Raw genomic sequence first — 23,207 nt, 5'->3', positions numbered from 1 at the left:
TCTTCACCGGGCCCGCGCCAGCATGCCGTTGACCCGGTGGAGCAGCTCGCGGGGGCTGAACGGCTTGATGACGTAGTCGTCGGCACCCACGGCGAAGCCGGTGTCGACGTCGGAGTCGCGCGACTTGGCGCTCAGCAGGAGCACCGGCACGCCGGCGTGGTCGCTCTCGCGGATCTTGCGCAGCACGTCGATGCCCGACAGGCCCGGCATCATCACGTCGAGCACGGCCAGCTGCGGCGGGTCGGCGCAGAAGGCCTCCCACGCGCTGAGGCCGTCAGGCACCGCCTGCACGGCGAAGCCGGCCTGGGTGAGCTTGAACTCGACGAGATCGCGGATGTCCGCATCGTCATCGGCGACGAGGACGCGGATGGAGCTGGGGTCGGGCTCGCCGGCAGGCACGGACATGGCTCTCCATCGGAACGCAGGGTGTGAGTACGCAGTTTAGGAACAAACGACCCATCTGCGCTATTTCGCCACGGTATGGACGCGCCGAAGGGGGCGGAGCCGGCTGGCTCCGCCCCCTTCGGGTGTCGTCCGGTGACCCGGTTCGGTACCCGGGTCAGGACTCGTCGTCGAGCCTGGCGCTGCTCGTCTGCTGGATCTGCGTGAGGAACTCGTAGTTCGTCTTCGTCTTCCTCAGGCGGTCCATGAGCAGCTCGATGGCCTGCTGGGTGTCGAGGCCGCCGAGGACCCGACGCAGCTTCCACATGATCTTCAGCTCCTCGCTCGCGAGCAGGATCTCCTCGCGGCGCGTGCCCGAGCTGTTGATGTCGACGGCCGGGAAGATCCGGCGGTTGGCGAGCTCGCGGTTGAGGCGCAGCTCCATGTTCCCCGTGCCCTTGAACTCCTCGAAGATCACCTCGTCCATCTTCGAGCCGGTCTCGACGAGCGCCGTGGCGAGGATGGTCAGCGAGCCGCCGTTCTCGATGTTGCGCGCCGCCCCGAAGAACTTCTTCGGCGGGTAGAGCGCGGCCGAGTCGACGCCGCCGGAGAGGATCCGGCCGCTCGCGGGGGCCGACAGGTTGTAGGCCCGGCCCAGCTTGGTGATCGAGTCGAGGAGCACGACGACGTCGTGGCCGAGCTCGACGAGGCGCTTGGCGCGCTCGATGGCGAGCTCGGCGACCGTCGTGTGGTCCTCGGCCGGCCGGTCGAAGGTCGAGGCGATGACCTCGCCCTTGACCGCTCGCTGCATGTCGGTCACCTCTTCGGGCCGCTCGTCGACGAGGACGACCATGAGGTGGCACTCGGGGTTGTTCGTCGTGATGGCGTTGGCGAGGGTCTGCATGATCATCGTCTTGCCGGCCTTGGCCGGGGCGACGATGAGGCCGCGCTGGCCCTTGCCGATCGGGGCGACGAGGTCGATGATGCGCGTGGTCAGCACGTTCGGCTCGGTCTCGAGGCGGAGCCGCTGCTGCGGGTAGAGCGGCGTCAGCTTGCCGAACTCGACGCGCTTGGCCGCCTCCTCGGGCGTCGTGCCGTTGACGGTGTCGAGTCGCACGAGCGCGTTGAACTTCTGTCGGCCGACGTTGCCCGACGGCTGCTCGCCGTCGCGCAGCGCCCGCACGGCGCCGGTGACGGCGTCGCCCTTGCGCAGGCCGTTCTTCTTGACCATGCCGAGCGGGACGTAGACGTCGTTCGGCCCGGCGAGGTAGCCGGAGGTCCGCACGAAGGCGTAGTTGTCGAGCACGTCGAGGATGCCACCAACGGGCACGAGCACGTCGTCGTCACCGACCTGGACCTCGGAGTCGTTCCAGTCGCGCCCGCCCTCCTCGCGACCACGACCGCGCTTGCGGTCACGACTGCGCTGGCGGTTGCGGCTGCGCCGGCTGCCGCGCTCGTCGTCGTCGAAGCGCGAGGCGCCCGAGCGGTTCGCGTCGTCCTGGCGGTCGTGCGCCTCGTGCTGCTGGCGCTCGTCCTGGCCCCGGTCGTTCGAGCGCTCACCCTGCTGGCGCTCGTTCTGCTGGCGCTCGTTCTGCTGACGGTCCGACTGGCGGTCGTTCTGCTGGCGCTCGCCCTGCTGACGCTCCTGCTGGCGCTCGCCCTGCTGGCGCTCCTGCTGCCGGTCGCCCTGCTGACGCTCCTGCTGCCGGTCGCCCTGCTGACGCTCCTGCTGCCGGTCGCCCTGCTGACGCTCCTGCTGACGGTCAGCGCGACGCTCACCCTGCTGGCGGTCCTGCTGGCGGTCCTGCTGGCGGTCGCCGGAGCCGCGCTCCTCGCGACCGTCGTCGCGGCGCTCGGAGCGGCTCGGAGCGCTCTCGGCATCGCCTGCGGGCTCACCGGCGGGAGCAGCCTCGGCCGGCGCGGCGGTCGCCGCTCCGGCGGCGCGGCCGGCGCGTCGCCGTCCACGGGTGGGCGCAGCCTCACGTTCGGGCGCCGCTGCACCGGCCTCAGCGGTCGGGGCGGCAGCCTCGGTGGTCGCCGCGGCGGCCGGAGCGGCCTCCGCGCCGGCGGCCGCCGGGGCGCTCGCGCTGCCCGCCGCGCCCGGGGCGCCGGACGGGGCGGACGAGCCGCCCGACTGGCGGGCCTTGATGGCCTCGACGAGATCGCTCTTGCGCATCTTCGCCGTGCCCGTGATGCCCATGGACGTCGCAACGCCCTTGAGCTCGTCCAGCTTCATGGCCGACAGGCCTGAGAGCGGACGTGTGGTGGTTTCTGACACGAAGGATCCTTCCCCCTCGTTTGCGGCCCGGAACGGATCGTCGGGCCGGACTTGGACCAGCGCTGCTGGCCGTCTGGGACCCACGTCGGCGACGAACGCGCCAGAGGCAGGTGTCGACGGCCTCAGCGTGGGGGTGGTGCACCGGCCTGCGATGACGCGGCCTGTGGTGCGCCCTCAAGATACCACCCGGGGGCCACGGGACGTGCGAAGCGGGGCACGGTTTCGGCAGGTCAGGCGACGTGCACGGTCGCGCCGCGGCGGGGCACTCCCGGGGTCAGCCGCTCCCAGCGATCGGCGAGCGGGCCGGCCACGACGTCGGCGGCCGTGGACGTCGTCGTGAGCACGAGCACGCTCGGCCCCGCCCCCGAGACGACGGCGGCGTGGCCCCGGGCCCGCAGCCGGTCGACGAGCTCCATCGTGTGTGGGTAGGAGGGCCTGCGCGCCTCCTGGTGCAGCCAGTCCCGCGTGGCCGCGTGCAGGTGCGACGGATCGGCGGTCAGGGCGTGCACGAGCAGGGCGGCCCGACCCGCACCTGCCGCGGCGGCGGCGAGCGGGACGGTCGCCGGCAGCACGGCGCGCGCCGTCCGCGTGGCGAGCTGGGTCTCGGGGACGAAGACGACGACCTCCACCTCGGGGTGGGGGTCGATGCGCGCGGTGACGGTGCGCTCGTCGTGGTCGAGGCCGCTCGCATCGGGCATCCAGCTGACCGTGAGGCCGCCGAACACGCTGGCGGACGCGTTGTCGGGGTGTCCCTCGAGGGTGCTCGCCACGTGCGAGGCCAACCCGAGGTCGAGCTCGAGGGGACTGCCGGGAGCCGGCCACCCGGCATCCGTCCGCTCGGCGAATGACAACGAAAGGGCTTGCGCGGCAATGACGCCCGCGACGATGGCGGTGGCGGAGGAGCCGAGGCCACGACTGTGCGGCACGCCGTTCGACGCCTCGATGCGCAGGCCGTCCGGCGGCACGACCCCGAGGACGCGCCACGTGTGCTGCATCGTCGCGTGCACGAGGTGCCGCTCGTCGGTCGGCACGTCCGCGGCGCCCTCCCCGGCAACCTCGATGACGAGTCCCGCGGTGGCCGACGTCGTGACGACGTAGTCGTCCCACAGGCCGAGGGCGAGGCCGATCGAGTCGAAGCCCGGCCCGAGGTTCGCGCTGCTCGCCGGCACCCGCACGTGCACCGACCGGCCCGCGGGGACCGCGGGGACCTGGGTCACGGCCTCAGCCCTCGAGGCCGAGCGCCTGCGCGGCCGTGAACGCGTCGACGGAGACGCGGGTCGGCACGACCTCTCCCCCGTCGGCGGTGCGCAGGGCCCACTGCGGGTCCTTGAGCCCGTGGCCCGTCACGGTGCACACGATGCGCGCCCCCGGGGGCACGAGGCCCGCCGCGTGGCTCGCCAGCAGGCCGGCGACCGAGGCGGCCGAGCCGGGCTCGACGAAGACGCCCTCCTGCGACGAGAGGTAGCGGTGCGCATCGAGGATCTGATCGTCGGTGACCGCGTCGATGCGCCCGCCCGACTCGTCGCGCGCGGCGAGCGCCTGCTGCCACGAGGCCGGGTTGCCGATGCGGATCGCCGTCGCGACCGTCTCGGGGTGGTCGACGGGGTGCCCGAGCACGATCGGCGCGGCGCCGGCTGCCTGGAAACCCCACATCGCGGGCAGGTGCGTCGCCGGCCCCGCGGGGGCGTCGGTGACCGGCTCGGCGAGGTACTCGCGGTAGCCGCGCCAGTACGCGGTGATGTTGCCGGCGTTGCCGACCGGCAGGCAGTGGATGTCGGGGGCGTCGCCCAGCGCGTCGACCACCTCGAAGCTCGCGGTCTTCTGGCCCTCGATGCGCGCCGGGTTGACCGAGTTGACGAGCTCGACGGGATACGCCTCGGCCAGCTTGCGGGCGAGGGTGAGGCAGTCGTCGAAGTTGCCGTCGACCTGCAGCAGCGTCGCCCCGTGCGCGATGGCCTGGCTCAGCTTGCCCATGGCGATCTTGCCGTCCGGCACGAGCACGCCGCACGTCATGCCGGCCTTCGTCGCATAGGCCGCCGCCGACGCGCTCGTGTTGCCGGTGCTCGCGCAGATGACCGCCTTGGCGCCCTTGCGGGCGGCGACGCTGATGGCCGTGGTCATGCCACGGTCCTTGAACGAGCCGGTCGGGTTGAGACCCTCGAACTTGAGGTGGACCTCGGCGCCGACCCGCTCGGAGAGCTTCTCGGCGTGGATGAGCGGCGTGCCCCCCTCGTGGAGCGTGACGACCGGTGCACCCTCGAGCATCGGCAGGCGGTCGGCGTACTCGCGGATGACTCCGCGCCACTGGTGAGCCATCAGGAACCTTCCACACGCATGACGGAGTTGACGCCACGGACGACGTCGAGCGTGCGCAGTCGCTCGACCGTGGAGGAGAGGGCCGCGTCGCTCGCGGTGTGGGTGACGACGATGAGGTTGGCCCGGGCCGACTCGCCCGCGTGGGCGGGCACGAGCTGCTGGCGCACGGTCTCGATCGACACGTCGTGGTCGGCGAAGGCGGCCGCCACCTGGGCGAGCACGCCCGAGCGGTCCTCCACGTCGAGGCTGATGTGGTACCTCGTCTGCGCGTCGCCCATCGTGAGCACGGGCAGGTCGGCGTAGCTCGACTCCCCCGGCCCCAGGCCGCCGCCCACGCGGTGGCGGGCGACCGCCACGAGGTCGCCGAGCACGGCCGACGCGGTCGGGTCCCCGCCCGCACCCTTGCCGTAGAACATCAGCTCGCCCGCGGCGTCCGCCTCGACGAACACGGCGTTGAAGGCCTCGCGGACGCCGGCGAGGGGGTGCGAGCGCGGGATCATCGCCGGGTGCACGCGCACGCTCACGCCGCGCTCGCTGTGCTCGCAGATCGCGAGGAGCTTGACGACGGCGTCCATCTCGCGCGCGGCGGCGATGTCGGAGGCGGTCACCTCGGTGATGCCCTCGCGGTAGACGTCGGTGCCCGACACGCGGGTGTGGAACGCGAGCGAGGCGAGGATGGCCGCCTTGGCCGCGGCGTCGAAGCCCTCGACGTCGGCCGTCGGGTCGGCCTCGGCGTAGCCGAGCGCCTGGGCCTGCTCGACGGCGTCGGCGAAGCCGGCGCCCGTCGTGTCCATCTTGTCGAGGACGTAGTTCGTCGTGCCGTTGACGATGCCGAGCACCCGGCGCACCTCGTCGCCCGCGAGCGACTCGCGGAGCGGGCGCAGCAGCGGGATCGCGCCGGCGACGGCGGCCTCGTAGTAGAGGTCGACCCCGTGCCGGGCGGCCGCGTCGTAGAGCGCCGGGCCGTCCTCGGCGAGCAGCGCCTTGTTCGCGGTGACGACCGAGGCGCCGTGCTCCATGGCCCGCAGGATGAGCGACCGGGCCGGCTCGATGCCCCCGATGACCTCGACGACGACGTCGGCCCGGGTCACGAGCTCCTCGGCGTCGGTCGTGAACAGCTGCGGGTCGACGCCGAGGGCGGCCCGGTCACGGCCGGCCCGGCGCACGGCGATGCCGACGATAGAGAGCGGCGCCCCGACGCGGGCGGCCATGTCGTCGGCGTGCTCGGTGAGCAGCCGCGCGACGGCTCCGCCGACGACACCCGCCCCGAGCAGGGCGACGCGCAGGGGCTGGCGGTCATTCACGGCGCTGTCCACGTGCGAATCCTGCCGTCTGTCCGGGGAGTGGACGGCCATTGTTTCGCGATCCGGACATCCGTGGCGCAGGATCTGCAGTCGTCATCAGACGTCGAGGGCGAGCAGGTCGTCGATGGTCTCGCGCCGCACGATGACGCGGGCGACGCCGTCGCGCACCGCGAGGACGGGCGGGCGGGGGGTGTGGTTGTACTGGCTCGACAGCGACCGGCAGTAGGCGCCGGTGCCCGGCACGGCCACGAGGTCGCCCGGCGACACGTCGGCGGGCAGGAACTCGTCCTTGACGACGATGTCGCCGCTCTCGCAGTGCCGGCCGACGACCCGGGCGAGCACCGGGGCGGCCCCCGACGCGCGGTTGGCCAGGGTGCACGAGTAGTTGGCGTCGTAGAGGGCCGTGCGGACGTTGTCGCTCATCCCGCCGTCGACCGAGACGTAGACCCGCTCGGCGCCGCCGTCGAGCGCGACCGGCTTGACGGTGCCGACCTCGTAGAGCGTGAACGTCGTGGGCCCGGCGATCGCCCGGCCGGGCTCGATCGAGATGCGCGGCACGGCCACGCCCTCGGCGCGGCACTCGCGCTCGATGATGTCGGCCATGCCGGTGGCGAGGTGCCTCGGCGGGAGGGGGTCGTGCTCGGTCGTGTACGCGATGCCGAAGCCGCCCCCGAGGTCGAGCTCGGGCAGCTCCACGCCGAGCTCGCGCGCGATCTGCGTGTGCAGGCCGAGGATGCGCCGGGCCGAGACCTCGAAGCCCGACGTGTCGAAGATCTGCGAGCCGATGTGGCTGTGCAGGCCGAGGAGGCGGAGGGACTCCGGGTTGGCGATGATGCGCCGCGCCGCCTCGAAGGCGTGGCCGCCCGAGAGCGAGAGGCCGAACTTCTGGTCCTCGTGCGCCGTCGCGATGAACTCGTGCGTGTGCGCCTCGACGCCGACGGTGACGCGGATGAGCAGCGGGGCCACGACACCGAGCTCGCTCGCGACGGCCGCCACCCGCTCGATCTCGTCAAAGGAGTCGACGACGATGCGGCTCACGCCGTGCTCGAGGGCGGCGCGGATCTCGGCCACGCTCTTGTTGTTGCCGTGCAGGCCGATCCGCTCCCCCGGCAGCCCGGCGCGCACGGCCACGGCCAGCTCGCCGCCCGAGCACACGTCGAGGTGCAGCCCCTCGTCGTGCACCCACCTCGCCACCTCGGTGCAGAGGAAGGCCTTGCCCGCGTAGAACACGTCGGCGCCGCCGCACAGGCCGTCGAACACCTCGGCATACGTCTGCTTGAAATCCCTTGCGCGCGAACGGAAGTCGTTCTCGTCGATGACGTATGCCGGCGTGCCGAACTCGCGCGCCAGCTCGGTGACGGCGATGCCGCCGACGCTGAGCACGCCGTCGTCGCCGCGCGCCACGGACGACGCCCACAGCGAGGGCACGAGGGCGTTGACGTCGACGGGGGTGTGGAGCCACGCGGGGCCGCGATAGCCCTCCGCGTGCAGCGCTCCGGCTTCGTGTGCACGCATGCCTACATCCTCTCCGGGGCCGACGCGCCCACGCGGGCGAGTCCATTGCGCAAGACGATGCGCACCGTGTCGGCCAGGGCGAGCCGCGCGGCGTGCTCCGGCCGCACGGACTCGCCCGCGGCGAGCGGGCGCACCGGGTGGTCCCAGTCGTCGGCCAGGACGGCCAGGTCGGTCACGGCCCGCAGCTGCTGGGCGGGGTCGCCCTCGTGGGTGTGCAGGCGCTGCGGGAGGTCGGCGACCGCGACGAGCAGGTGGCGCTCGGTCACGTGGGCCAGCACGTCGAGTCGGGCCGAACCGCGGCGCTCCACGCCGGCCGCCTCGGCGGTGCGCACGAGTCGGCAGAGGCGGGCGTGCGCGAGCTGCGCCACGCGCACGGGGTCGCCGGGCGGGCGGCTGCCGGGCGTCTCGGCGAACTGATCCGGCCGGGGCGAGGACTCCTCGAGCGCGTAGTCGTCCTGCCGGGCCTGCACGAGCGCGATGACCGCCCCGCGCACGGTGTCCTCGAGCGTGATGGTGAGCAGCCCGCTCGGCGCCACCTCCACGCTCGCGACAGAGCGGTCGAGCGTCAGCCCCTGGGCGAGCACGCGCGCCAGGGCGAGGGGCGCGAGCCCCAGCGCCGGCGCCCACCGCTGTGCCACGGGCGTCACCCAGTCGGCGACGACACCGGCCGCACGCAGGTCGGTCGGCCGGAAGAGGGGCCCGTCGGGCGGCCCGGCCAGGGCGTGCTCGGGCAGGTCGCCGGCCCGGACCGCGCGCTCGACGACCCCGACCAGCAGGGCCCGCAGCTGCTCCGGCGTCATGCCCGCGAGTCTAGGAGCCGGGCGCTCCCCCGCACCCCGGGGGTGATTGAGCGATCGGGCACCACTGCTGCTAATCTCACCGAGCGCACGCAAGTGCGAGCCGCCCCCGTAGCTCAGGGGATAGAGCACCGCCCTCCGGAGGCGGGAGCGCAGGTTCGAATCCTGCCGGGGGCACCCTGTGGTGTCGCACGACATCGGAATGAGCCGGACCCACGGAATGTGGGTCCGGCTCATTCGTCGTGTGGCGCAGGCGGCCGGGCGGCGTGGCGCTCAGGCCACCGGGGCGATCACCAGCCAGAATCGTTCCGGCGCCTCGACGTGGATGGAGCGGCCGACGTCTGCCAGGGGAAGCCTGATGTCCGCTGCAGCCGAACCGGTGCATACGCTGCTGATCAGCACCGCCCCGTCACCCGTGACGGTGTACCGCCCTGGCCCCTGACAGTTGACCGTGACGAATGCGTCCGACGCGCCTGCAGCGTCGAGCGCGAGGGTGGCCGAGGCAACGCCCTGTGCGGACAGCAGGGGCTTCGGCCCCACCGCCGGGCCGTGCTTGGCAGCCAGGGCCTCCATCGGGTCGCTGAGCGGCTCGGCGGAGCCCACCGGGCGGGATGCCCCCGCAACAGCTCCAGAGGGTGTCGTCACTGGACCCGGCCTCCCAGCCACGGGTCCGCCGTCTCCATCTCGGGGCGACCCGGTGGCGCTGCACCCGGATGCCCCCAGGACGGCCGTGAGCACCAGGGCGCCGCCTCGTCGTCGCCATCGCAGGGTTCGGATCCGCGCAGGACGGTCTGCAGCCCCGGTCTGCTCGACCGGGGCTGCAGCATGCGTCGTCAGGAGCACCGGCGACTCAGGAGTGGGTGAACTGGATGGCGCTGGTGTTGCCCACGATCGAGCCGGTCTTGACGGTCTTCACGTTGCACGGCGCCACGATGGTCTTCTTGATGTAGTTCACCTTGTACGCGTGGTGGCCGGCCTCGATCCATCCGGTCGACTGGGACGACGGGACCTTCCAGGAGTAGGAACGCGTCACCGAGCTCGTCCAGTCCTTCTTGATGGTGACGCCCACGGAGACACTCGCCTTGGCGAAGATCACGCCGGCCTCCGCCGAGGTCGTTCCCGTGATCGAGCCTCCCGTCGTCACGGACTCCCCGAGGGAGATCGTGAGGGTGCCGCCGCTCCGTCCGTAGGTCCGGGTGTCACGGTCGCCACGGTAGGTCGGGGACTGCGTCGTGGAGTAGTAGACGTTGCCGACCTCGGCACAGGCGGCGTAGCTGGACGGTGCCGTCACGACGGCCGCCGCAGGAACCGCGAGCACCAAGGTGATTCCCTTGGCCACCAGGCCTTGACGCGAAGCAATGCGAACGTCCACGAGTTTCCCCTGTCTGGTAACGCCTCGACTCCGGGCGAGCCGGGCACGGCTCATCCTGACGAGGCACGTATCGAGTGTCAATGACCCGGACCTCCCGTGCTTCGTCGTCACCACCGTCCCGTTCGTACGCCCGCGGTCGCTGTGGCGGCCACACGGTTTCGATGGGTCGTGGCGCGGGGACGTGCGGCCCTCGCCGCTCGCCCCGGGATCCGTCGCGTCTGCCACAGTGGCGAGGTGCTCATCTCCAAGCCGGTCGCCGAGGGCATCCGCGCCGGCAGCGTCACCCAGGCCTTCCGCCGCTGGGACACGCCCCGCGTCACGGTCGGCGGCACCCAGCTGACCTCGGCCGGGCTCGTCCGGTTCGACGCCGTGACCACCGTCCGCGACCCGGACCGCCTCACCGAGCGCGACGCCCGCAGGGCGGGGCTACGCGACCTCGCGGCGCTGCAGAAGGCACTCGCCCCCTCGACCCGCGCACCGTCAGCGCGAGGGGGCCGAGGGGGCGACACCATCTTCCGCATCCGCCTCAGCTGGGTCGGCGAGGACCCGCGGATCGCCTTGCGCGAGAAGCTTCCCGACGACGACGAGCTGACCGACCTGCAGCGGCGGCTGGGCCGGCTCGACGCCCGGCCCAGCGGTCCGTGGACGCGCGAGATCCTCGAGTGGATCAGGGACCACCCCCACGTCGTCTCGAAGGAGCTCGCGGCCGAGCGCGGCGTCGAGCTGCTGCCGATGAAGGTCGACATCCGCAAGCTCAAGGCGCTCGGCCTGACGATCAGCCACGACGTCGGCTACGAGCTCTCACGACGGGGCGCGGCCTACCTCACGTGGCTCGCCGACGCCGACCGCGCGTGACGCGGGCGGCCGTCGCCGGCATACGCGGTCAGCGCTGCGTGCTGTCGGTGACCTCGCCGACGAGCTCCTCGAGCACGTCCTCGAGGAAGACGACGCCGGTCACCTCGCCGTCGTCGTCGATGACCCGCGCGAGGTGCGAGCCGGTCAGCTGCATGGTGGCGAGCACGTCCTCGACCTCGTCACCGGCGCGGACGGTGGCGAGGCGCCGCACCCGCTTGGGCGGGATCGGCTCGTCGTGCCGCTCGTCGTCGGCGTAGAGCACGTCCTTGAGGTGGAGGTAGCCCGCGATGTCGCCGGCCGCGTCGCGCACCGGGTAGCGGGAGAAGCCCTGCTTGGCCACGAGCCGCTCGATGTCGGACGGGGTCGCCCCCAGCTGCACCGTCGTGAGGGCGTGCACGTCGAGCGCGACGTCGCGGGCGAGCTTGTCGGAGAACTCGAGGGTCTTGGCCACGAGCCCGTGGCGCTCCTCCTCGATGAGGCCCTCACGGCGCGACTCGCCGACGATGTGGGCGACCTCCTCGACCGTGAAGGCCGAGGTGATCTCGTCCTTGGGCTCGACGCCGAAGAGGCGCACGAGGGCCTTCGCGATCGTCTCCATGGCGTGGATGATCGGGCGCAGGGCGCTCGCGATGAAGAAGAGCGGCGGCACGAGGACGAGCGCCGCCCGGTCGGGTCCGGCGATGGCGAGGTTCTTGGGGATCATCTCGCCGACGACGACGTGCAGGTACGACACGATGAGCAGCGCGAGCGCGAGCGCCACCCCGCTCGCCCACGCGTCGCCGAGGCCCCAGGCATGGAAGACGGGCTCGAGCAGGTGGTGCAGGGCCGCCTCGGCGAGGGCACCGAGGCCCACCGAGCAGACGGTGATGCCGAGCTGCGCGGTCGCGAGCATCGAGCCGAGCCGTTCGAGGGCGAGCAGGCACGACACGGCCCGCTTGCTGCCGGCGTCGGCGAGCGGCTCGAGCGACGACCGGCGCACGGCCATGGCCGCGAACTCGGCACCGACGAAGAAGGCGTTGCCGAGGAGCAGCAGCACCGAGACGACGTAGACCCAGCCCCCGCTCACGACCGCTCCCCCGTCGTCACGTCGTCACGGGACGCGGCGGCACCGGCCTCCGGCGCGGGCGTCGTCGACGGCAGCGAGTCGGGGTCCGGCACGAAGCGCAGCCGGTCGACGCGCCGCCCCTCCATGCCGACCACGTGGATGCGCCAGCCGGGCACCTGCACGACGTCGCCGACGACCGGCACCCGGCCGAGGCTCGTCATGACGAAGCCGCCCATCGTCTCGTAGGTCGACCCGTCCGGCACCTCCGCGTCGAACGCGTCGCGCACCTCGTCGGGCCGCCACAGGCCCGGCACGGTCCACGAGCCGTCGACGAGCTCGCGCCCGCCCTGGCGGCTGCGGTCGTGCTCGTCGGACACCTCGCCGACGATCTCCTCGACGACGTCCTCGAGCGTCACGATGCCGGAGGTGCCGCCGTACTCGTCGACGACGACGGCCATCTGGAAGCCGCCCTCGCGCAGCTCGCGCAGGAGCGGGTCGAGCCGGATCGTCTCGGGCACGACGAGGCGGTCGGACATGAGCGCCGACACGGGCACGTCCTTGCGGCGCTCGTGCGGCACGGCCATGGCCTTCTTGACGTGCACGACCCCGTCGATGTCGTCCCAGTCGTCACCGAGCACCGGGAAGCGGGAGTGGCCGGTGCGCCGCGAGAGCCGCAGCACGTCGTCGGCCGACTCGTCGCGGTGGATGCCGGTGCAGCGCACGCGCGGCGTCATGACGTCGTCGGCGGTGCGCTCCCCGAAGCCGAGCGAGCGGGTCAGCATCCGGGCGGTCGTGACGTCGAGGGTGCCGGCCTCGGCCGAGCGCTGCACGAGGCTCGCGAGCTCCTGGGGGGTGCGCGCGCCGGAGAGCTCCTCCTGGGGCTCGATGCCGAGCGTACGCAGGAAGCCGTTGGCCGAGCCGTTGAGCACGACGATGAGCGGCTTGGCCATGACGGCGAAGATGCGCACGGGCAGCGCGACGACCTTGGCCGTCGCGAGCGGCGCCGAGATGCCGAGGAACTGCGGCAGCAGCTCGCCGAAGACCATGGAGAAGACCGTCGCCAGCAGGAGGGCGAGCGCGCTCGAGACCGCCTCGACGGCGCCCGTGCCCAGCCCGAGCCCCTCGAGCGGCCCGGAGACGAGGACGCCGATGGAGGGCTGGGCGAGGTAGCCGACGACGAGGGTGGTGATCGTGATGCCCACCTGCGCGGCCGACAGCTGCGTCGAGAGCTGCTTGAGCGACTGGAGCACGACGCGGGCGCGCGAGTCGCCCTCGTCGATCGCGCGCTGGACGGTGGGCCGGTCGATGGCGACGAGCGAGAACTCCGCGGCGACGAACACGGCGGTCGCCGCCGTCAGCAGGACGGCGCCGAGGACGAGGAGCCACTCGGTCACCGGTGCGCCCGCCGTCCGGCCTCGTGGTCGTGGGAGGAGGTCATGGTGGGCCCACTATAGGGAGCGCGCCGTGGGCCCGGCCGGGTCGCCCGCCGAGGACGTCTGCCGTGTGGTTGAGTTGACGTCAACGAGGCCCCTCCCGCTCGGGGAGGGACGAGCGAGGGAGCACGGGAGATGGGCGCACGACCCGACGTCGCCGGGCACATCGAGGTGCGGGGGCTGACCAAGCGATTCGGGTCCTTCACGGCCGTCGACGGGCTCGACTTCGACGTCGAGCCCGGCCGCATCACCGGCTTCCTCGGCCCGAACGGCAGCGGCAAGACGACGACCCTGCGCATGCTCCTCGGCCTCGTCCGCGCGAGCGACGGCACCGCGACCATCGACGGCCGCCGCTACGTCGACATCCCGAACCCGCTCACCGTCGTCGGCTCCGCCCTCGAGGCGACGAACTTCCACCCCGGCCGCACCGGGCGCAACCATCTGCGCGTGCAGGCGGCCGTCGCCGGCGTGCCGGACACCCGCGTCGACGAGCTGCTCGAGCTCGTCGGCATCCCCGCCGCGGCGCGCAAGCGGGCGGGCGGCTACTCGATGGGCATGCGCCAGCGCCTCGGCCTCGCCGGCGCGCTCCTCGGCGACCCGCGCGTCATCATCCTCGACGAGCCCGCCAACGGCCTCGACCCCGAGGGCATCCGCTGGCTGCGTGGCTTCCTGCGCCACCTCGCCGACGAGGGGCGCACCCTGCTCATCTCGAGCCACATGCTCTCGGAGGTCGAGCAGACGGTCGACGACGTCGTCATCATCGCCAACGGCCGCCGGGTGGCCCAGGGCACCGTCGCCGACCTGCGGGGCGACGCGACGGCATACGTGCGCACCTCCGACCCCGACCGGCTCGCCGACGCCCTGCGGCAGCGGGGGCTCACGGTCGTCGCCAGCGGCGCGGGCCTGCGCGTCACGACCGAGGACCTCGCCGTCGTCGGCGACATCGCGCACGCGAGCGACGTCGCGGTGCACGAGCTGCGGAGCGAGCAGACCCACCTCGAGGAGCTCTTCTTCAACCTCACCGAGACCGAGGCGAACCGCAACCGCAACCTCGGCAACCTCGCCGGCGGCCTCGTCGGTGACCTCGGTGGCGACGTGCCGGCCGGGGCGCCCGCGCCGACCGGTCCGCCCGTCGACCTCCCGCCCCCGAACCGCGAAGGGAGCCGGCCGTGAACCTGTGGACCCGCGCCGTGCGCGCCGAGCTGCGCAAGCTCTTCACCACCCGGCTGTGGTGGGGCATGGCGATCGCCGTGCTGCTGAGCGGCGCCGCCTTCGCCCTCCTCTTCGCCTTCGTCTTCACCAGCGCCGCCGTCGAGGGCCCCCAGGGCGCAGGCGCCCCGACCACCGACGGCGCGCTCGCGAAGTCGGTCTTCACCGGCGGCCTGCAGATCGGCTACCTGCTCACGCTGTCGGTCGGGGTGCTGACGATCGGGTCGGAGTACCGCCACCAGACGATCACCGCGACCTTCCTCGCCGTGCCGCGCCGGGTGCGCGTCATGACCGCGAAGGTGGCCGCGCTGCTCGTCATCGGCGCCTTCTACGGCGTGCTCTCGCTCGCCGGTGCGGTCGGGGCCGGCTCGCTCGCGCTCTCGGCCAAGGGCCACGCGCCGTTCGCCGACAGCACGATCTGGCGCACCCTCGCCCTGTCCCTGCTCGTGCTCGGGCTCTGGGCGCTCATCGGACTCGGCGCCGGCATCCTCATCCCGAACCAGGTGGCCGCGCTGCTCATCTCGGTCGCCGTCGCCTGGATCGTCGAGCCGGTGCTCGGACTCGTGCTCGCCCTCACCGACTGGGGCAAGAGCGTCTCGCCCTACCTGCCGAGCCGGGCGACGACGGCGATGCTCGACACGTCGACGGGCGGCTTCGACAACCAGCCCGTCGCCCAGCTCTCCTGGTGGGCCGGCGCCCTCGTGCTGACGGCGTATGCCGTCGTCATGGCCGGTCTCGGCACGTGGCGCACCGTGCGCGCCGACATCAGCTGACGCGTCCGCTTCGTCCCGTTCCGGGGTTTTCCCGCCCGGACCGTGCCGGCCACGTCGGCAGGCCCACGGTCCCCGCCACCGAACGTGACGAACGCCTCCTGCCGACGCGGGTTCGACATCCGAGCCCTCGTCCGGTATCAGCACGCGGAGGGCTAGGCTTGACCCCTGTATACGCAGGAGTCGCTCCCCAGCCAACGAAAGAGGCGCATTCGCCGTGTCCGATCAGTCCACGTCCGGTGACCCGATTGCAGCATTCGGGCCGAACGAATGGCTCGTCGACGAGCTCTACCAGCAGTACCTGACCGACAAGTCGTCGGTCGACAAGGCCTGGTGGGGGTTCTTCGAGGACTACCGGCCGGGTGAGGCTGACGCGAGTGCGACCCCGCGTCGCACGGCCCCGGCGCCGACGGCCGCCCCCGCGGGCAGCACGGCCAACGGGACCGCGAACGGCAGCGCGAACGGCAGCGCCGGCGCCGACACGAAGAGCGCGCCCGCGCCCGAGGCGAAGGTCGCCCCTGCCCCCGCCGCGAAGGCCGCTCCGGCCCCTGCCGCGAAGGCGGCTCCTGCCGCGAAGAGCGAGGCTGCTCCGGCCGCGAAGACCGAGGCCCGGCCGACCGAGGCGAAGCCGGCCGATGCGGAGACGCCGAAGCCGCGTGACATCCCGGCCGTCAAGGGCACCGGCCCGGTCAACGAGGACGTCGTGTCGCCCCTGCGTGGCGCCTCCTCGCGGGTCGTGGCCAACATGGAGGTCTCCCTCACGGTCCCGACGGCCACGAGCGTGCGCGCCGTGCCGGCCAAGCTGCTCATCGACAACCGCGTCGTCATCAACAACCACCTCGCCCGCTCGCGCGGCGGCAAGGTCAGCTTCACCCACCTCATCGGCTACGCCATGGTCAAGGCCCTGGCGATCATGCCGGAGATGAACAACGGCTTCACCGAGAAGGACGGCAAGCCCGCCCTCGTGCAGCCGGCCCACGTCAACTTCGGCCTCGCCATCGACCTGCAGAAGGACGACGGCAGCCGCACGCTCGTCGTGCCGTCCATCAAGTCGGCCGAGGAGATGGACTTCGTCCACTTCTGGACCGCCTACGAGGACATCGTGCGCAAGGCCCGCGGCAACAAGCTGACGGTCGAGGACTTCCAGGGCACGACGATCTCGCTGACCAACCCCGGCGGCATCGGCACCGTGCACTCGGTCCCGCGCCTCATGAAGGGCCAGGGCGCCATCATCGGCGTCGGCTCGCTCGACTACCCGGCCGAGTGGCAGGGCGCGAGCCACGAGACGCTCAACAAGAACGCCGTGAGCAAGATCCTCACGCTCACCTCGACCTACGACCACCGGATCATCCAGGGCGCCCAGAGCGGCGACTTCCTGCGGATCATCCACCAGCTCCTCCTCGGCGACAACCGCTTCTACGACGAGATCTTCGAGTCGCTGCGCATCCCCTACGAGCCGGTCCGCTGGATCCAGGACATCGACTCCTCGCACGACGACGACATCAACAAGGTCGCCCGCGTGCAGGAGCTCATCCACGCGTACCGCGTGCGTGGCCACCTGATGGCCGACACCGACCCGCTCGAGTACAAGCAGCGCCGCCACCACGACCTCGACGTCACGACGCACGGCCTGACCCTGTGGGACCTCGACCGCACGTTCGCCACCGGCGGCTTCGGCGGCTACCCGTTCCTCAAGCTGCGCAAGATCCTCGGCATCCTGCGTGACTCGTACTGCCGCACCGTCGGCATCGAGTACATGCACATCCAGGACCCCGAGCAGCGCAAGTGGATCCAGAACAAGGTCGAGCGGCCCTACGAGAAGGCCAACCGCGACGAGCAGATGCGCATCATGCGCCGCCTCAACGCCGCGGAGGCCTTCGAGACCTTCCTGCAGACGAAGTTCGTCGGGCAGAAGCGCTTCTCCCTCGAGGGCGGCGAGTCGGTCATCGCCCTGCTCGACCGCATCCTCGTGCGGTCGGCGAGCGACAGCCTCGACGAGGTCTGCATCGGTATGCCGCACCGCGGGCGCCTCAACGTGCTCGCGAACATCGCCGGCAAGTCGTACGGGCAGATCTTCCGCGAGTTCGAGGGCACCCAGGACCCCAAGTCGGTGCAGGGCTCCGGCGACGTCAAGTACCACCTCGGCACCGAGGGCCAGTTCGTCTCCGAGGACGGCAGCAAGACCAAGGTCTACCTCGCGGCGAACCCGAGCCACCTCGAGGCGGTCAACCCGGTGCTCGAGGGCATCGTGCGCGCCAAGCAGGACCGGCTCAACCTCGCCGGCGAGTCGTTCACCGTGCTGCCCGTGCTCATGCACGGCGACGCGGCCTTCGCCGGCCAGGGCGTCGTGGCCGAGACCCTCAACCTCTCGCAGCTGCGCGGCTACCGCACCGGCGGCACGATCCACATCGTCATCAACAACCAGGTCGGCTTCACGACGTCGCCGAGCAGCTCGCGCTCGTCGGTCTACTCGACCGACGTCGCACGGATGATCCAGGCGCCGATCTTCCACGTCAACGGCGACGACCCCGAGGCCTGCGTGCGCGTGGCCGAGCTCGCCTACGAGTTCCGCCAGGAGTTCAACAAGGACGTCGTCATCGACATGGTGTGCTACCGCCGCCGCGGTCACAACGAGGGCGACGACCCGTCGATGACGCAGCCGCTCATGTACAACCTCATCGAGGCCAAGCGGTCCGTGCGCAAGCTCTACACGGAGTCGCTCATCGGGCGCGGCGACATCAGCGTCGAGGACGCCGAGGCCGCGCTGCGCGACTACCAGCAGCAGCTCGAGCGCGTCTTCATCGAGACCCGCGAGGCGAAGAAGGCGGCCGCGGCCGAGGCGGCCGCCGCCGCCACGGACGGCGACTCCGACGCCCCCGACAACGCCGGCCTCGAGCGGCCGACCGCCCAGGTCGAGGACGACGTCGCGCCGTCGCGCTCGGCCACCGAGACCGGCGTCCCGGCCAGCGAGATCGTGCACATCGGCGAGACCTTCGCGAACCCGCCCGAAGGCTTCACGATCCACCCGAAGCTCAAGCAGCTGATGGACAAGCGCGCCCAGATGGTCCACGACGGCGGCATCGACTGGCCGATGGCCGAGCTGCTCGCCTTCGGCACCCTGCTCAAGGAGGGCACGCCGATCCGCCTGGCCGGCCAGGACAGCCGCCGCGGCACCTTCGTCCAGCGCCACGCCGTGCTCATCGACAAGGACACGGCGGAGGAGTGGACCCCGCTGCTCTACCTCGGCGAGGGCCAGGCCCGCTTCTGGGTCTACGACTCGCTGCTCTCGGAGTACGCCGCGATGGGCTTCGAGTACGGCTACTCCGTCGAGCGCCCCGACGCGCTCGTGCTGTGGGAGGCCCAGTTCGGCGACTTCGGCAACGGCGCCCAGACGATCGTCGACGAGTTCATCTCCAGCTCGGAGCAGAAGTGGGGCCAGCGCAGCTCGGTCGTGCTGCTCCTCCCCCACGGCTACGAGGGCCAGGGACCCGACCACAGCTCGGCGCGCATCGAGCGCTACCTGCAGCTGTGCGCGGAGAACAACATGACCGTCGCCTACCCGTCGACCGCGGCGAGCTACTTCCACCTGCTCCGCCGGCAGGCCTACGCCCGCCCGCGCACGCCGCTCGTCGTCTTCACCCCGAAGTCGATGCTGCGCAGCAAGGCCGCGGCCAGCCCGGTCGAGGCCTTCACGGCGGGCGGCTTCCGGCCCGTCCTGCCCGACCACGAGGGCGCCACGAAGGACGTCACCCGTGTGCTGCTCGCGAGCGGCAAGGTCGTGCACGAGCTCGACGCCGAGCGCGAGAAGCGCGGCGACACCTCGACCGCGATCATCCGCGTCGAGCAGCTCTACCCGATCCCCGAGCAGGAGATCGTCGACGCCGTCGCGAAGTACCCCGGCGCCGAGCTCGTGTGGGTCCAGGACGAGCCGCGCAACCAGGGTGCGTGGCCGCTCATGGCGCAGTGGCTGCACGAGGACCTCTGCGACCTCGGCGAGACCCGGCCGTGGCGGGTCGTGGCCCGCAAGGCCTCGGCGTCGCCGGCCACCGGGTCGTCGAAGAAGCACGCGGTCGAGCAGGCCGAGCTGATGGATCGTGCCTTCGGTCGCTGACCGACGCCGACCGACGCCGACGGATGCCGTCCGTCCGGCCAGACGGGCCGCAACCGTGAGGGGCCCCGCCACGACGGCGGGGCCCCTCACGCGTTCCCCCGGCCCGCTCCCGGGGCGCCTGCACCGGGCGTGCCGACGGTCGCGATAGCCTCGCTACGTGTACTTCACCGACAGGGGCATCGAGGAGCTGGCGGCTCGCCGCGGCGAGGAGGAGGTCACGCTCTCGTGGCTCGCCGACCAGCTGCGCACGTTCGTCGACCTCAACCCGGAGTTCGAGGTGCCGGTCGAGCGACTCGCGACGTGGCTCGCCCGACTGGACGACGACGAGGACTGAGCACGTGAGCGACCGCAACGACCGCACCAGCGGCACGAGAAGCACCGACCGCACCCCCACCGGGGAGATCCCCCGCGAACCGTACGGCGTCGGTCCGGCCTACCCGTCCTCGCACACCCAGTTCATCGACGAGGCGCCCACCCGCGCCGGCCGGTACGCCGCCGCCGAGCCCGCCGGCACGCCCACGGTGGGCGTCCCGACCGCGTCCGGCGCGCCCCGGGCGGCCGCGAGCGGCGCCACGGGAGCCGCGGGCGACGACCCCTACTACGCGCCCAGCGCCGAGCTGACCGTCTCGGACGGCGTGCGCGACGTCGGCATGATCTTCCTCGGCTCCTCGATGACCGCCGGCTACGGGGACCCCAAGGGGCTCGGCTGGGTGGGCCGCGTCGTGGCCCGCACGCAGCACCCCGACCTCGACCTGACGGCATACAACCTCGGCGTGCGGGGCAACACCTCCGGCGACGTCGTGGCCCGCTGGAACGCCGAGTGCCACCCGCGCTGGGCGGGACGCGGCGAGCGCCGGCTCGTGCTCTCCGTGGGCACGAACGACCTCGTGTCGGGGCTGACGATGGCGCGCTCGCGGCTCAACCTCGCCAACGTGCTCGACGAGGCCACGAACGCCGGCATCGGCGTCTTCGTCGTCGGCCTCACCCCGACGCTCGACGACGAGCTCAACCGGCGCATCGAGGCCCTCGCCGAGGCCCAGGCCGACGTCTGCGCGCGCCGCGGCATCACCTACGTCGACTGCTACCGGCCGCTCGCCACGCACGACCAGTGGATGGCCGATCTCGCGGCGAGCCCCGACCGCGTGCACCCCGGCCAGGCCGGCTACGGCCTCATCGCGTGGCTCGTGCTGCACAACGGCTGGAACGACTGGCTCTCGCTCAGCTGACGACGTCGGTGGCCCGGCGGCCCGGTGCCGCGACGGCCGCCACGATGCTCGCCAGGGCGACGGCGGCCACGCCGAGCGCCACGGGCGTGCGGTCGGACTCGTGGAGCGACCACGCGACGGGCAGCAGGAGGGCGTTCCAGAGCACCGTCGGGGTGCGCGCCCAGTCCGAGGCACGGGCCCAGGCACGGGCGAGCACGAGCAGGGCGGCGCCGAAGACGAGGATGAGCACGCCGGAGGTCGCGGCGCGGGTCAGGTCGTCTGTGGCGCCGGTCACCATCTCGTAGACGTAGAAGCCGGCGAAGCCGAGCACCACGAGTGCCTCGAGGAGCGTGAGCAGGCCTGCGGCACGGTGCGATCCGCGGACCTCTCGGGTCTGGGACGTCGGTTCTTCCACCCCGTCACCCTACCGATCCGCGGCGCTCGACCGGCCGCGGACCGTCGCCGCGCGCGCCACGGCCGCTGAGGTATGGAACTGGGAGCCGTCTGCCGATAGACTCAATCCTTGGTGTGATCGGCTCCCGCGCGTTGAACACGGACATGGATCCCGTCACACTCGATCATGGACGGCGGCGCGTACGGAACAACTTCGTGCGCGTTTCCGTTGGTCAGGGGGCATCCCCCGTGACCCACGGCCCATGACCAGGCTCCGACAACGACGATGGCGCCCGAGAACATGCACCGCGACCGATACCCGAACGTCGGTGCCGAACCACATACATGAAGGAGCACGATCCATGGATTGGCGCGACCGCGCTGCCTGCCTGGAGGCCGATCCGGAGCTGTTCTTCCCGATCGGGAACACCGGCCCGGCCATCCTGCAGATCGAAGAGGCGAAGGCCGTGTGCCGGACCTGTCCGGTCATCGACACCTGCCTCAAGTGGGCCCTGGAGACCGGGCAGGACGCCGGCGTCTGGGGTGGCCTCTCCGAGGACGAGCGCCGAGCCCTGAAGCGCCGCAACGCGCGGGCCCGCCGCGCCGGCTGACGCTCCACCGACCTGCACCACCGTCCGCGAGCCCGGTGACCGACCACGGTCGCCGGGCTTTTGGCTGCCCGGGGAGGCCGCGGGCGCTCAGGTGAGGGGGCGCAGGACCGCGGTGAAGCGGGCCCGTGTGCCGTGCGGGCTCACCGGCTCCCAGGTGATGCGTCCCTGGAGGTCGGCGACGAGGGACTGCACGATCTGCGTGCCGAGCCCGCTGCCGGGCCGGCGGGCGGGGTCGATGCCCGCACCGTCGTCCTCCACCGACACGGCGAGCACCGACTGGCCCCGGTCGTCGGTCTCGCGGCCGATGCGCAGCCGCACCTGACCTCCCGCGTCGCCCAGGCCGTGCTCGATGGCGTTCTGCACGAGCTCGTTCATGATCATCGCGAGCGAGGTCGCGTCCTCGGCCCGCAGCCGCCCGAACGACCCCTCCGTCGCCGTGTGCACCGCCGCCCCGTTCGAGGACACCTCGACGACGGCGTTGAGGCCGCGCTGGACGATCGGGTCGAAGTCGACGGTCTCGTCGACCCCCTGGCTCAGCTGGTCGTGGACCATCGCGATCGTGCCGACGCGGCGCTCGGCCTCGGCCAGCGCGGCCCGCGCCTCGCCGTCGGGCAGGCGCCGGGCCTGGAGACGCAGCAGCGCGGCCACCGACTGCAGGTTGTTCTTGACCCGGTGGTGGATCTCGCGGATCGTCGCGTCCTTCGTCAGCAGCTCGCGCTCGCGGCGGCGCAGCTCGCCGACGTCCCGCAGCAGCACGATCGCCCCGAAGCGCTGACCGGCCTCGGTGAGCGGGATGGCCCGCATCGAGACGGTGGTGCCGCCCGCCACGACCTCGGTGCGCCACGGCTGGCGGCCCGTGACGACGAGCGGCAGCCCCTCGTCGACCGGCGACGCGTCCCGCAGGTTGTCGGTGACGATCTGGGCCAGGCTGGCGCCGACGACCTCGCCGAGGTGGCCGAGCCGGTGCAGCGCGGACACCGCGTTGGGGCTCGCGTAGGTCACGACCCCGTCGACGTCGAGTCGGATGACGCCGTCGCCGACCCGCGGGGCCCCGCGGCGCAGTCCCGTCGGGGCGCTGCTGTGCGGGAACTCCCCCCCGGTCACCATGCGGCACAGCGCGTCGGCGGTCGCGAGGTACGTCAGCTCGAGCCGGCTCGGGGTGCGGGTGGTCCAGAGGTTCGTGTGCCGCGTGAGGACGGCCACCACGTGCCCGCCCCGCACGACGGGGATGTACTCCTCCCGCACCGACTGGTCGGGCCCGTGCTCGTGGGTGACGGTCACCTGGCGCACCCGGAGGATGCGCTGCTCGGCCGCCGCCTCGTCGAGCAGGTCACGGGTGCGGGCGGGGTCGGCCGCGCGGCCCACCTGGTCCTCGACGAAGACGAGCTGGCCGGTCGTCGGCCGCACGTGCGCCACGGCCTCCCACCGGTCGGTCACGGTGCGCACCCACAACACGAGGTCGGCGAACGAGAGGTCCGCCACGAGCTGCCAGTCGCCGACGAGCAGCTGGAGCCACTCGACGTCGTGGTCGGGCAGGTCGGTCCGACCCCGCAGGAGCTCGCTCAGTGTCGCCACGGCACGAGCCTAATCGGGCGCGTCGACCGTCCCGGCG

General features: G+C 72.4%; 20 protein-coding genes and 1 tRNA gene. 8 read left to right on the top strand and 13 right to left on the bottom strand.

Going from position 1 to position 23,207, the window contains the following annotated elements; all coding sequences use genetic code 11:
• Positions 1 to 3: 3 nt before the first annotated feature.
• The 7 genes from ABD979_RS11350 to ABD979_RS11320 form a co-directional block, all read right to left on the bottom strand.
• The gene (locus tag ABD979_RS11350; protein ID WP_345507572.1) at positions 4 to 405 is read right to left on the bottom strand and encodes a response regulator transcription factor; all 402 of its coding nucleotides are present in this window, start codon (positions 403 to 405) and stop codon (positions 4 to 6) included.
• A gap of 154 nt (positions 406 to 559) precedes the next feature.
• A complete protein-coding gene (gene rho, locus ABD979_RS11345) occupies positions 560 to 2,617 on the bottom strand; it encodes a transcription termination factor Rho (protein ID WP_345507615.1) in 2,058 nt (685 codons plus the stop codon).
• Positions 2,618 to 2,889: 272 nt separating this feature from the next.
• The gene (locus ABD979_RS11340; RefSeq protein WP_345507571.1) at positions 2,890 to 3,876 is read right to left on the bottom strand and encodes a homoserine kinase; all 987 of its coding nucleotides are present in this window, start codon (positions 3,874 to 3,876) and stop codon (positions 2,890 to 2,892) included.
• 4 nt (positions 3,877 to 3,880) lie between these two features.
• Entirely contained in the window at positions 3,881 to 4,975 is a 1,095-nt protein-coding gene (thrC, locus tag ABD979_RS11335; protein ID WP_345507570.1) for a threonine synthase, read from the bottom strand.
• Positions 4,975 to 6,330 carry a homoserine dehydrogenase gene (locus ABD979_RS11330; RefSeq protein WP_425583967.1) on the bottom strand — a complete coding sequence of 452 codons (1,356 nt, stop codon included), beginning with the start codon at positions 6,328 to 6,330 and terminating at the stop codon, positions 4,975 to 4,977. Before ABD979_RS11330 ends, thrC begins: the two co-directional genes overlap by 1 nt.
• Before the next feature lie 45 nt (positions 6,331 to 6,375).
• A complete protein-coding gene (lysA, locus tag ABD979_RS11325; RefSeq protein WP_345507568.1) occupies positions 6,376 to 7,794 on the bottom strand; it encodes a diaminopimelate decarboxylase in 1,419 nt (472 codons plus the stop codon).
• A 2-nt stretch (positions 7,795 to 7,796) separates the two neighbouring features.
• Entirely contained in the window at positions 7,797 to 8,594 is a 798-nt protein-coding gene (locus ABD979_RS11320; protein WP_345507567.1) for a DALR anticodon-binding domain-containing protein, read from the bottom strand.
• 102 nt (positions 8,595 to 8,696) lie between these two features.
• Here ABD979_RS11320 and ABD979_RS11315 point away from each other — a divergent pair.
• Positions 8,697 to 8,768: transfer RNA gene (locus tag ABD979_RS11315), tRNA-Arg, on the top strand.
• A 96-nt stretch (positions 8,769 to 8,864) separates the two neighbouring features.
• On the opposite strand, the gene ABD979_RS11310 is transcribed toward ABD979_RS11315, so the two are convergent.
• Complete coding sequence (locus ABD979_RS11310) at positions 8,865 to 9,194, bottom strand: hypothetical protein (RefSeq protein WP_345507566.1); 330 nt, start codon at positions 9,192 to 9,194, stop codon at positions 8,865 to 8,867.
• A 247-nt stretch (positions 9,195 to 9,441) separates the two neighbouring features.
• On the bottom strand, positions 9,442 to 9,930 hold the full coding sequence (locus ABD979_RS11305) for a hypothetical protein (protein WP_345507565.1): 489 nt from the start codon (positions 9,928 to 9,930) through the stop codon (positions 9,442 to 9,444).
• A gap of 267 nt (positions 9,931 to 10,197) precedes the next feature.
• Here ABD979_RS11305 and ABD979_RS11300 point away from each other — a divergent pair, with 267 nt between their 5' ends.
• On the top strand, positions 10,198 to 10,818 hold the full coding sequence (locus ABD979_RS11300; protein WP_345507564.1) for an ASCH domain-containing protein: 621 nt from the start codon (positions 10,198 to 10,200) through the stop codon (positions 10,816 to 10,818).
• A 28-nt stretch (positions 10,819 to 10,846) separates the two neighbouring features.
• On the opposite strand, the gene ABD979_RS11295 is transcribed toward ABD979_RS11300, so the two are convergent.
• Together ABD979_RS11295 and ABD979_RS11290 are read right to left on the bottom strand one after the other, a co-directional pair.
• Positions 10,847 to 11,884: a hemolysin family protein gene (locus ABD979_RS11295; protein ID WP_345507563.1), complete on the bottom strand. Its 1,038-nt coding sequence runs from the start codon at positions 11,882 to 11,884 to the stop codon at positions 10,847 to 10,849.
• Positions 11,881 to 13,257: a hemolysin family protein gene (locus ABD979_RS11290; protein ID WP_345507562.1), complete on the bottom strand. Its 1,377-nt coding sequence runs from the start codon at positions 13,255 to 13,257 to the stop codon at positions 11,881 to 11,883. The genes ABD979_RS11295 and ABD979_RS11290 overlap by 4 nt, the downstream gene beginning before the upstream one ends.
• 174 nt (positions 13,258 to 13,431) lie before the next feature.
• Between ABD979_RS11290 and ABD979_RS11285 the strand changes: the two genes are divergently transcribed.
• The 5 genes from ABD979_RS11285 (at position 13,432) to ABD979_RS11265 (ending at position 20,612) form a co-directional block, all read left to right on the top strand.
• Positions 13,432 to 14,469 (top strand): ABC transporter ATP-binding protein, encoded by a 1,038-nt coding sequence (locus ABD979_RS11285; protein WP_345507561.1) that lies wholly within the window; start codon positions 13,432 to 13,434, stop codon positions 14,467 to 14,469.
• Entirely contained in the window at positions 14,466 to 15,278 is an 813-nt protein-coding gene (locus ABD979_RS11280; protein WP_345507560.1) for an ABC transporter permease, read from the top strand. The genes ABD979_RS11285 and ABD979_RS11280 overlap by 4 nt, the downstream gene beginning before the upstream one ends.
• A 214-nt stretch (positions 15,279 to 15,492) precedes the next feature.
• Positions 15,493 to 19,386: a multifunctional oxoglutarate decarboxylase/oxoglutarate dehydrogenase thiamine pyrophosphate-binding subunit/dihydrolipoyllysine-residue succinyltransferase subunit gene (locus ABD979_RS11275; protein ID WP_345507559.1), complete on the top strand. Its 3,894-nt coding sequence runs from the start codon at positions 15,493 to 15,495 to the stop codon at positions 19,384 to 19,386.
• A gap of 157 nt (positions 19,387 to 19,543) precedes the next feature.
• Positions 19,544 to 19,720 (top strand): DUF6104 family protein, encoded by a 177-nt coding sequence (locus ABD979_RS11270; RefSeq protein ID WP_345507558.1) that lies wholly within the window; start codon positions 19,544 to 19,546, stop codon positions 19,718 to 19,720.
• A gap of 4 nt (positions 19,721 to 19,724) precedes the next feature.
• Positions 19,725 to 20,612: a GDSL-type esterase/lipase family protein gene (locus ABD979_RS11265; protein WP_345507556.1), complete on the top strand. Its 888-nt coding sequence runs from the start codon at positions 19,725 to 19,727 to the stop codon at positions 20,610 to 20,612.
• Here ABD979_RS11265 and ABD979_RS11260 read toward each other — a convergent pair.
• Positions 20,605 to 21,006, bottom strand: a complete 402-nt coding sequence (locus ABD979_RS11260) for a hypothetical protein (protein WP_345507555.1) — start codon at positions 21,004 to 21,006, stop codon at positions 20,605 to 20,607. The two genes, ABD979_RS11265 and ABD979_RS11260, sit on opposite strands and share 8 nt — an antisense overlap.
• Before the next feature lie 340 nt (positions 21,007 to 21,346).
• Between ABD979_RS11260 and ABD979_RS11255 the strand changes: the two genes are divergently transcribed.
• Positions 21,347 to 21,595, top strand: coding sequence for a WhiB family transcriptional regulator (locus tag ABD979_RS11255; protein ID WP_030194844.1), 249 nt, complete (start codon positions 21,347 to 21,349; stop codon positions 21,593 to 21,595).
• Positions 21,596 to 21,682: 87 nt separating this feature from the next.
• Here the strand turns inward: ABD979_RS11255 and ABD979_RS11250 are convergent, their stop codons facing one another.
• On the bottom strand, positions 21,683 to 23,170 hold the full coding sequence (locus tag ABD979_RS11250) for a sensor histidine kinase (RefSeq protein ID WP_345507554.1): 1,488 nt from the start codon (positions 23,168 to 23,170) through the stop codon (positions 21,683 to 21,685).
• Between the last annotated feature and the right edge of the window lie 37 nt (positions 23,171 to 23,207).

Origin of the sequence: Terrabacter aeriphilus, from assembly GCF_039542985.1 — a bacterium.
Lineage (GTDB): Bacteria > Actinomycetota > Actinomycetes > Actinomycetales > Dermatophilaceae > Terrabacter > Terrabacter aeriphilus.
The sequence above is the reverse complement of the archived record's forward strand: the minus strand, read 5'-3'. Positions and strand labels throughout refer to the sequence as shown.

Coding starts and splice junctions, on each gene's coding strand:
- ABD979_RS11350 (WP_345507572.1), bottom strand. CDS start 405: ATGTCCGTGCCTGCCGGCGAGCCCGACCCCAGCTCCATCCGCGTCCTC.
- ABD979_RS11255 (WP_030194844.1), top strand. CDS start 21,347: ATGGATTGGCGCGACCGCGCTGCCTGCCTGGAGGCCGATCCGGAGCTG.
- rho (WP_345507615.1), bottom strand. CDS start 2,617: ATGAAGCTGGACGAGCTCAAGGGCGTTGCGACGTCCATGGGCATCACG.
- ABD979_RS11330 (WP_425583967.1), bottom strand. CDS start 6,330: ATGGCCGTCCACTCCCCGGACAGACGGCAGGATTCGCACGTGGACAGC.
- thrC (WP_345507570.1), bottom strand. CDS start 4,975: ATGGCTCACCAGTGGCGCGGAGTCATCCGCGAGTACGCCGACCGCCTG.
- ABD979_RS11285 (WP_345507561.1), top strand. CDS start 13,432: ATGGGCGCACGACCCGACGTCGCCGGGCACATCGAGGTGCGGGGGCTG.
- ABD979_RS11320 (WP_345507567.1), bottom strand. CDS start 8,594: ATGACGCCGGAGCAGCTGCGGGCCCTGCTGGTCGGGGTCGTCGAGCGC.
- lysA (WP_345507568.1), bottom strand. CDS start 7,794: ATGCGTGCACACGAAGCCGGAGCGCTGCACGCGGAGGGCTATCGCGGC.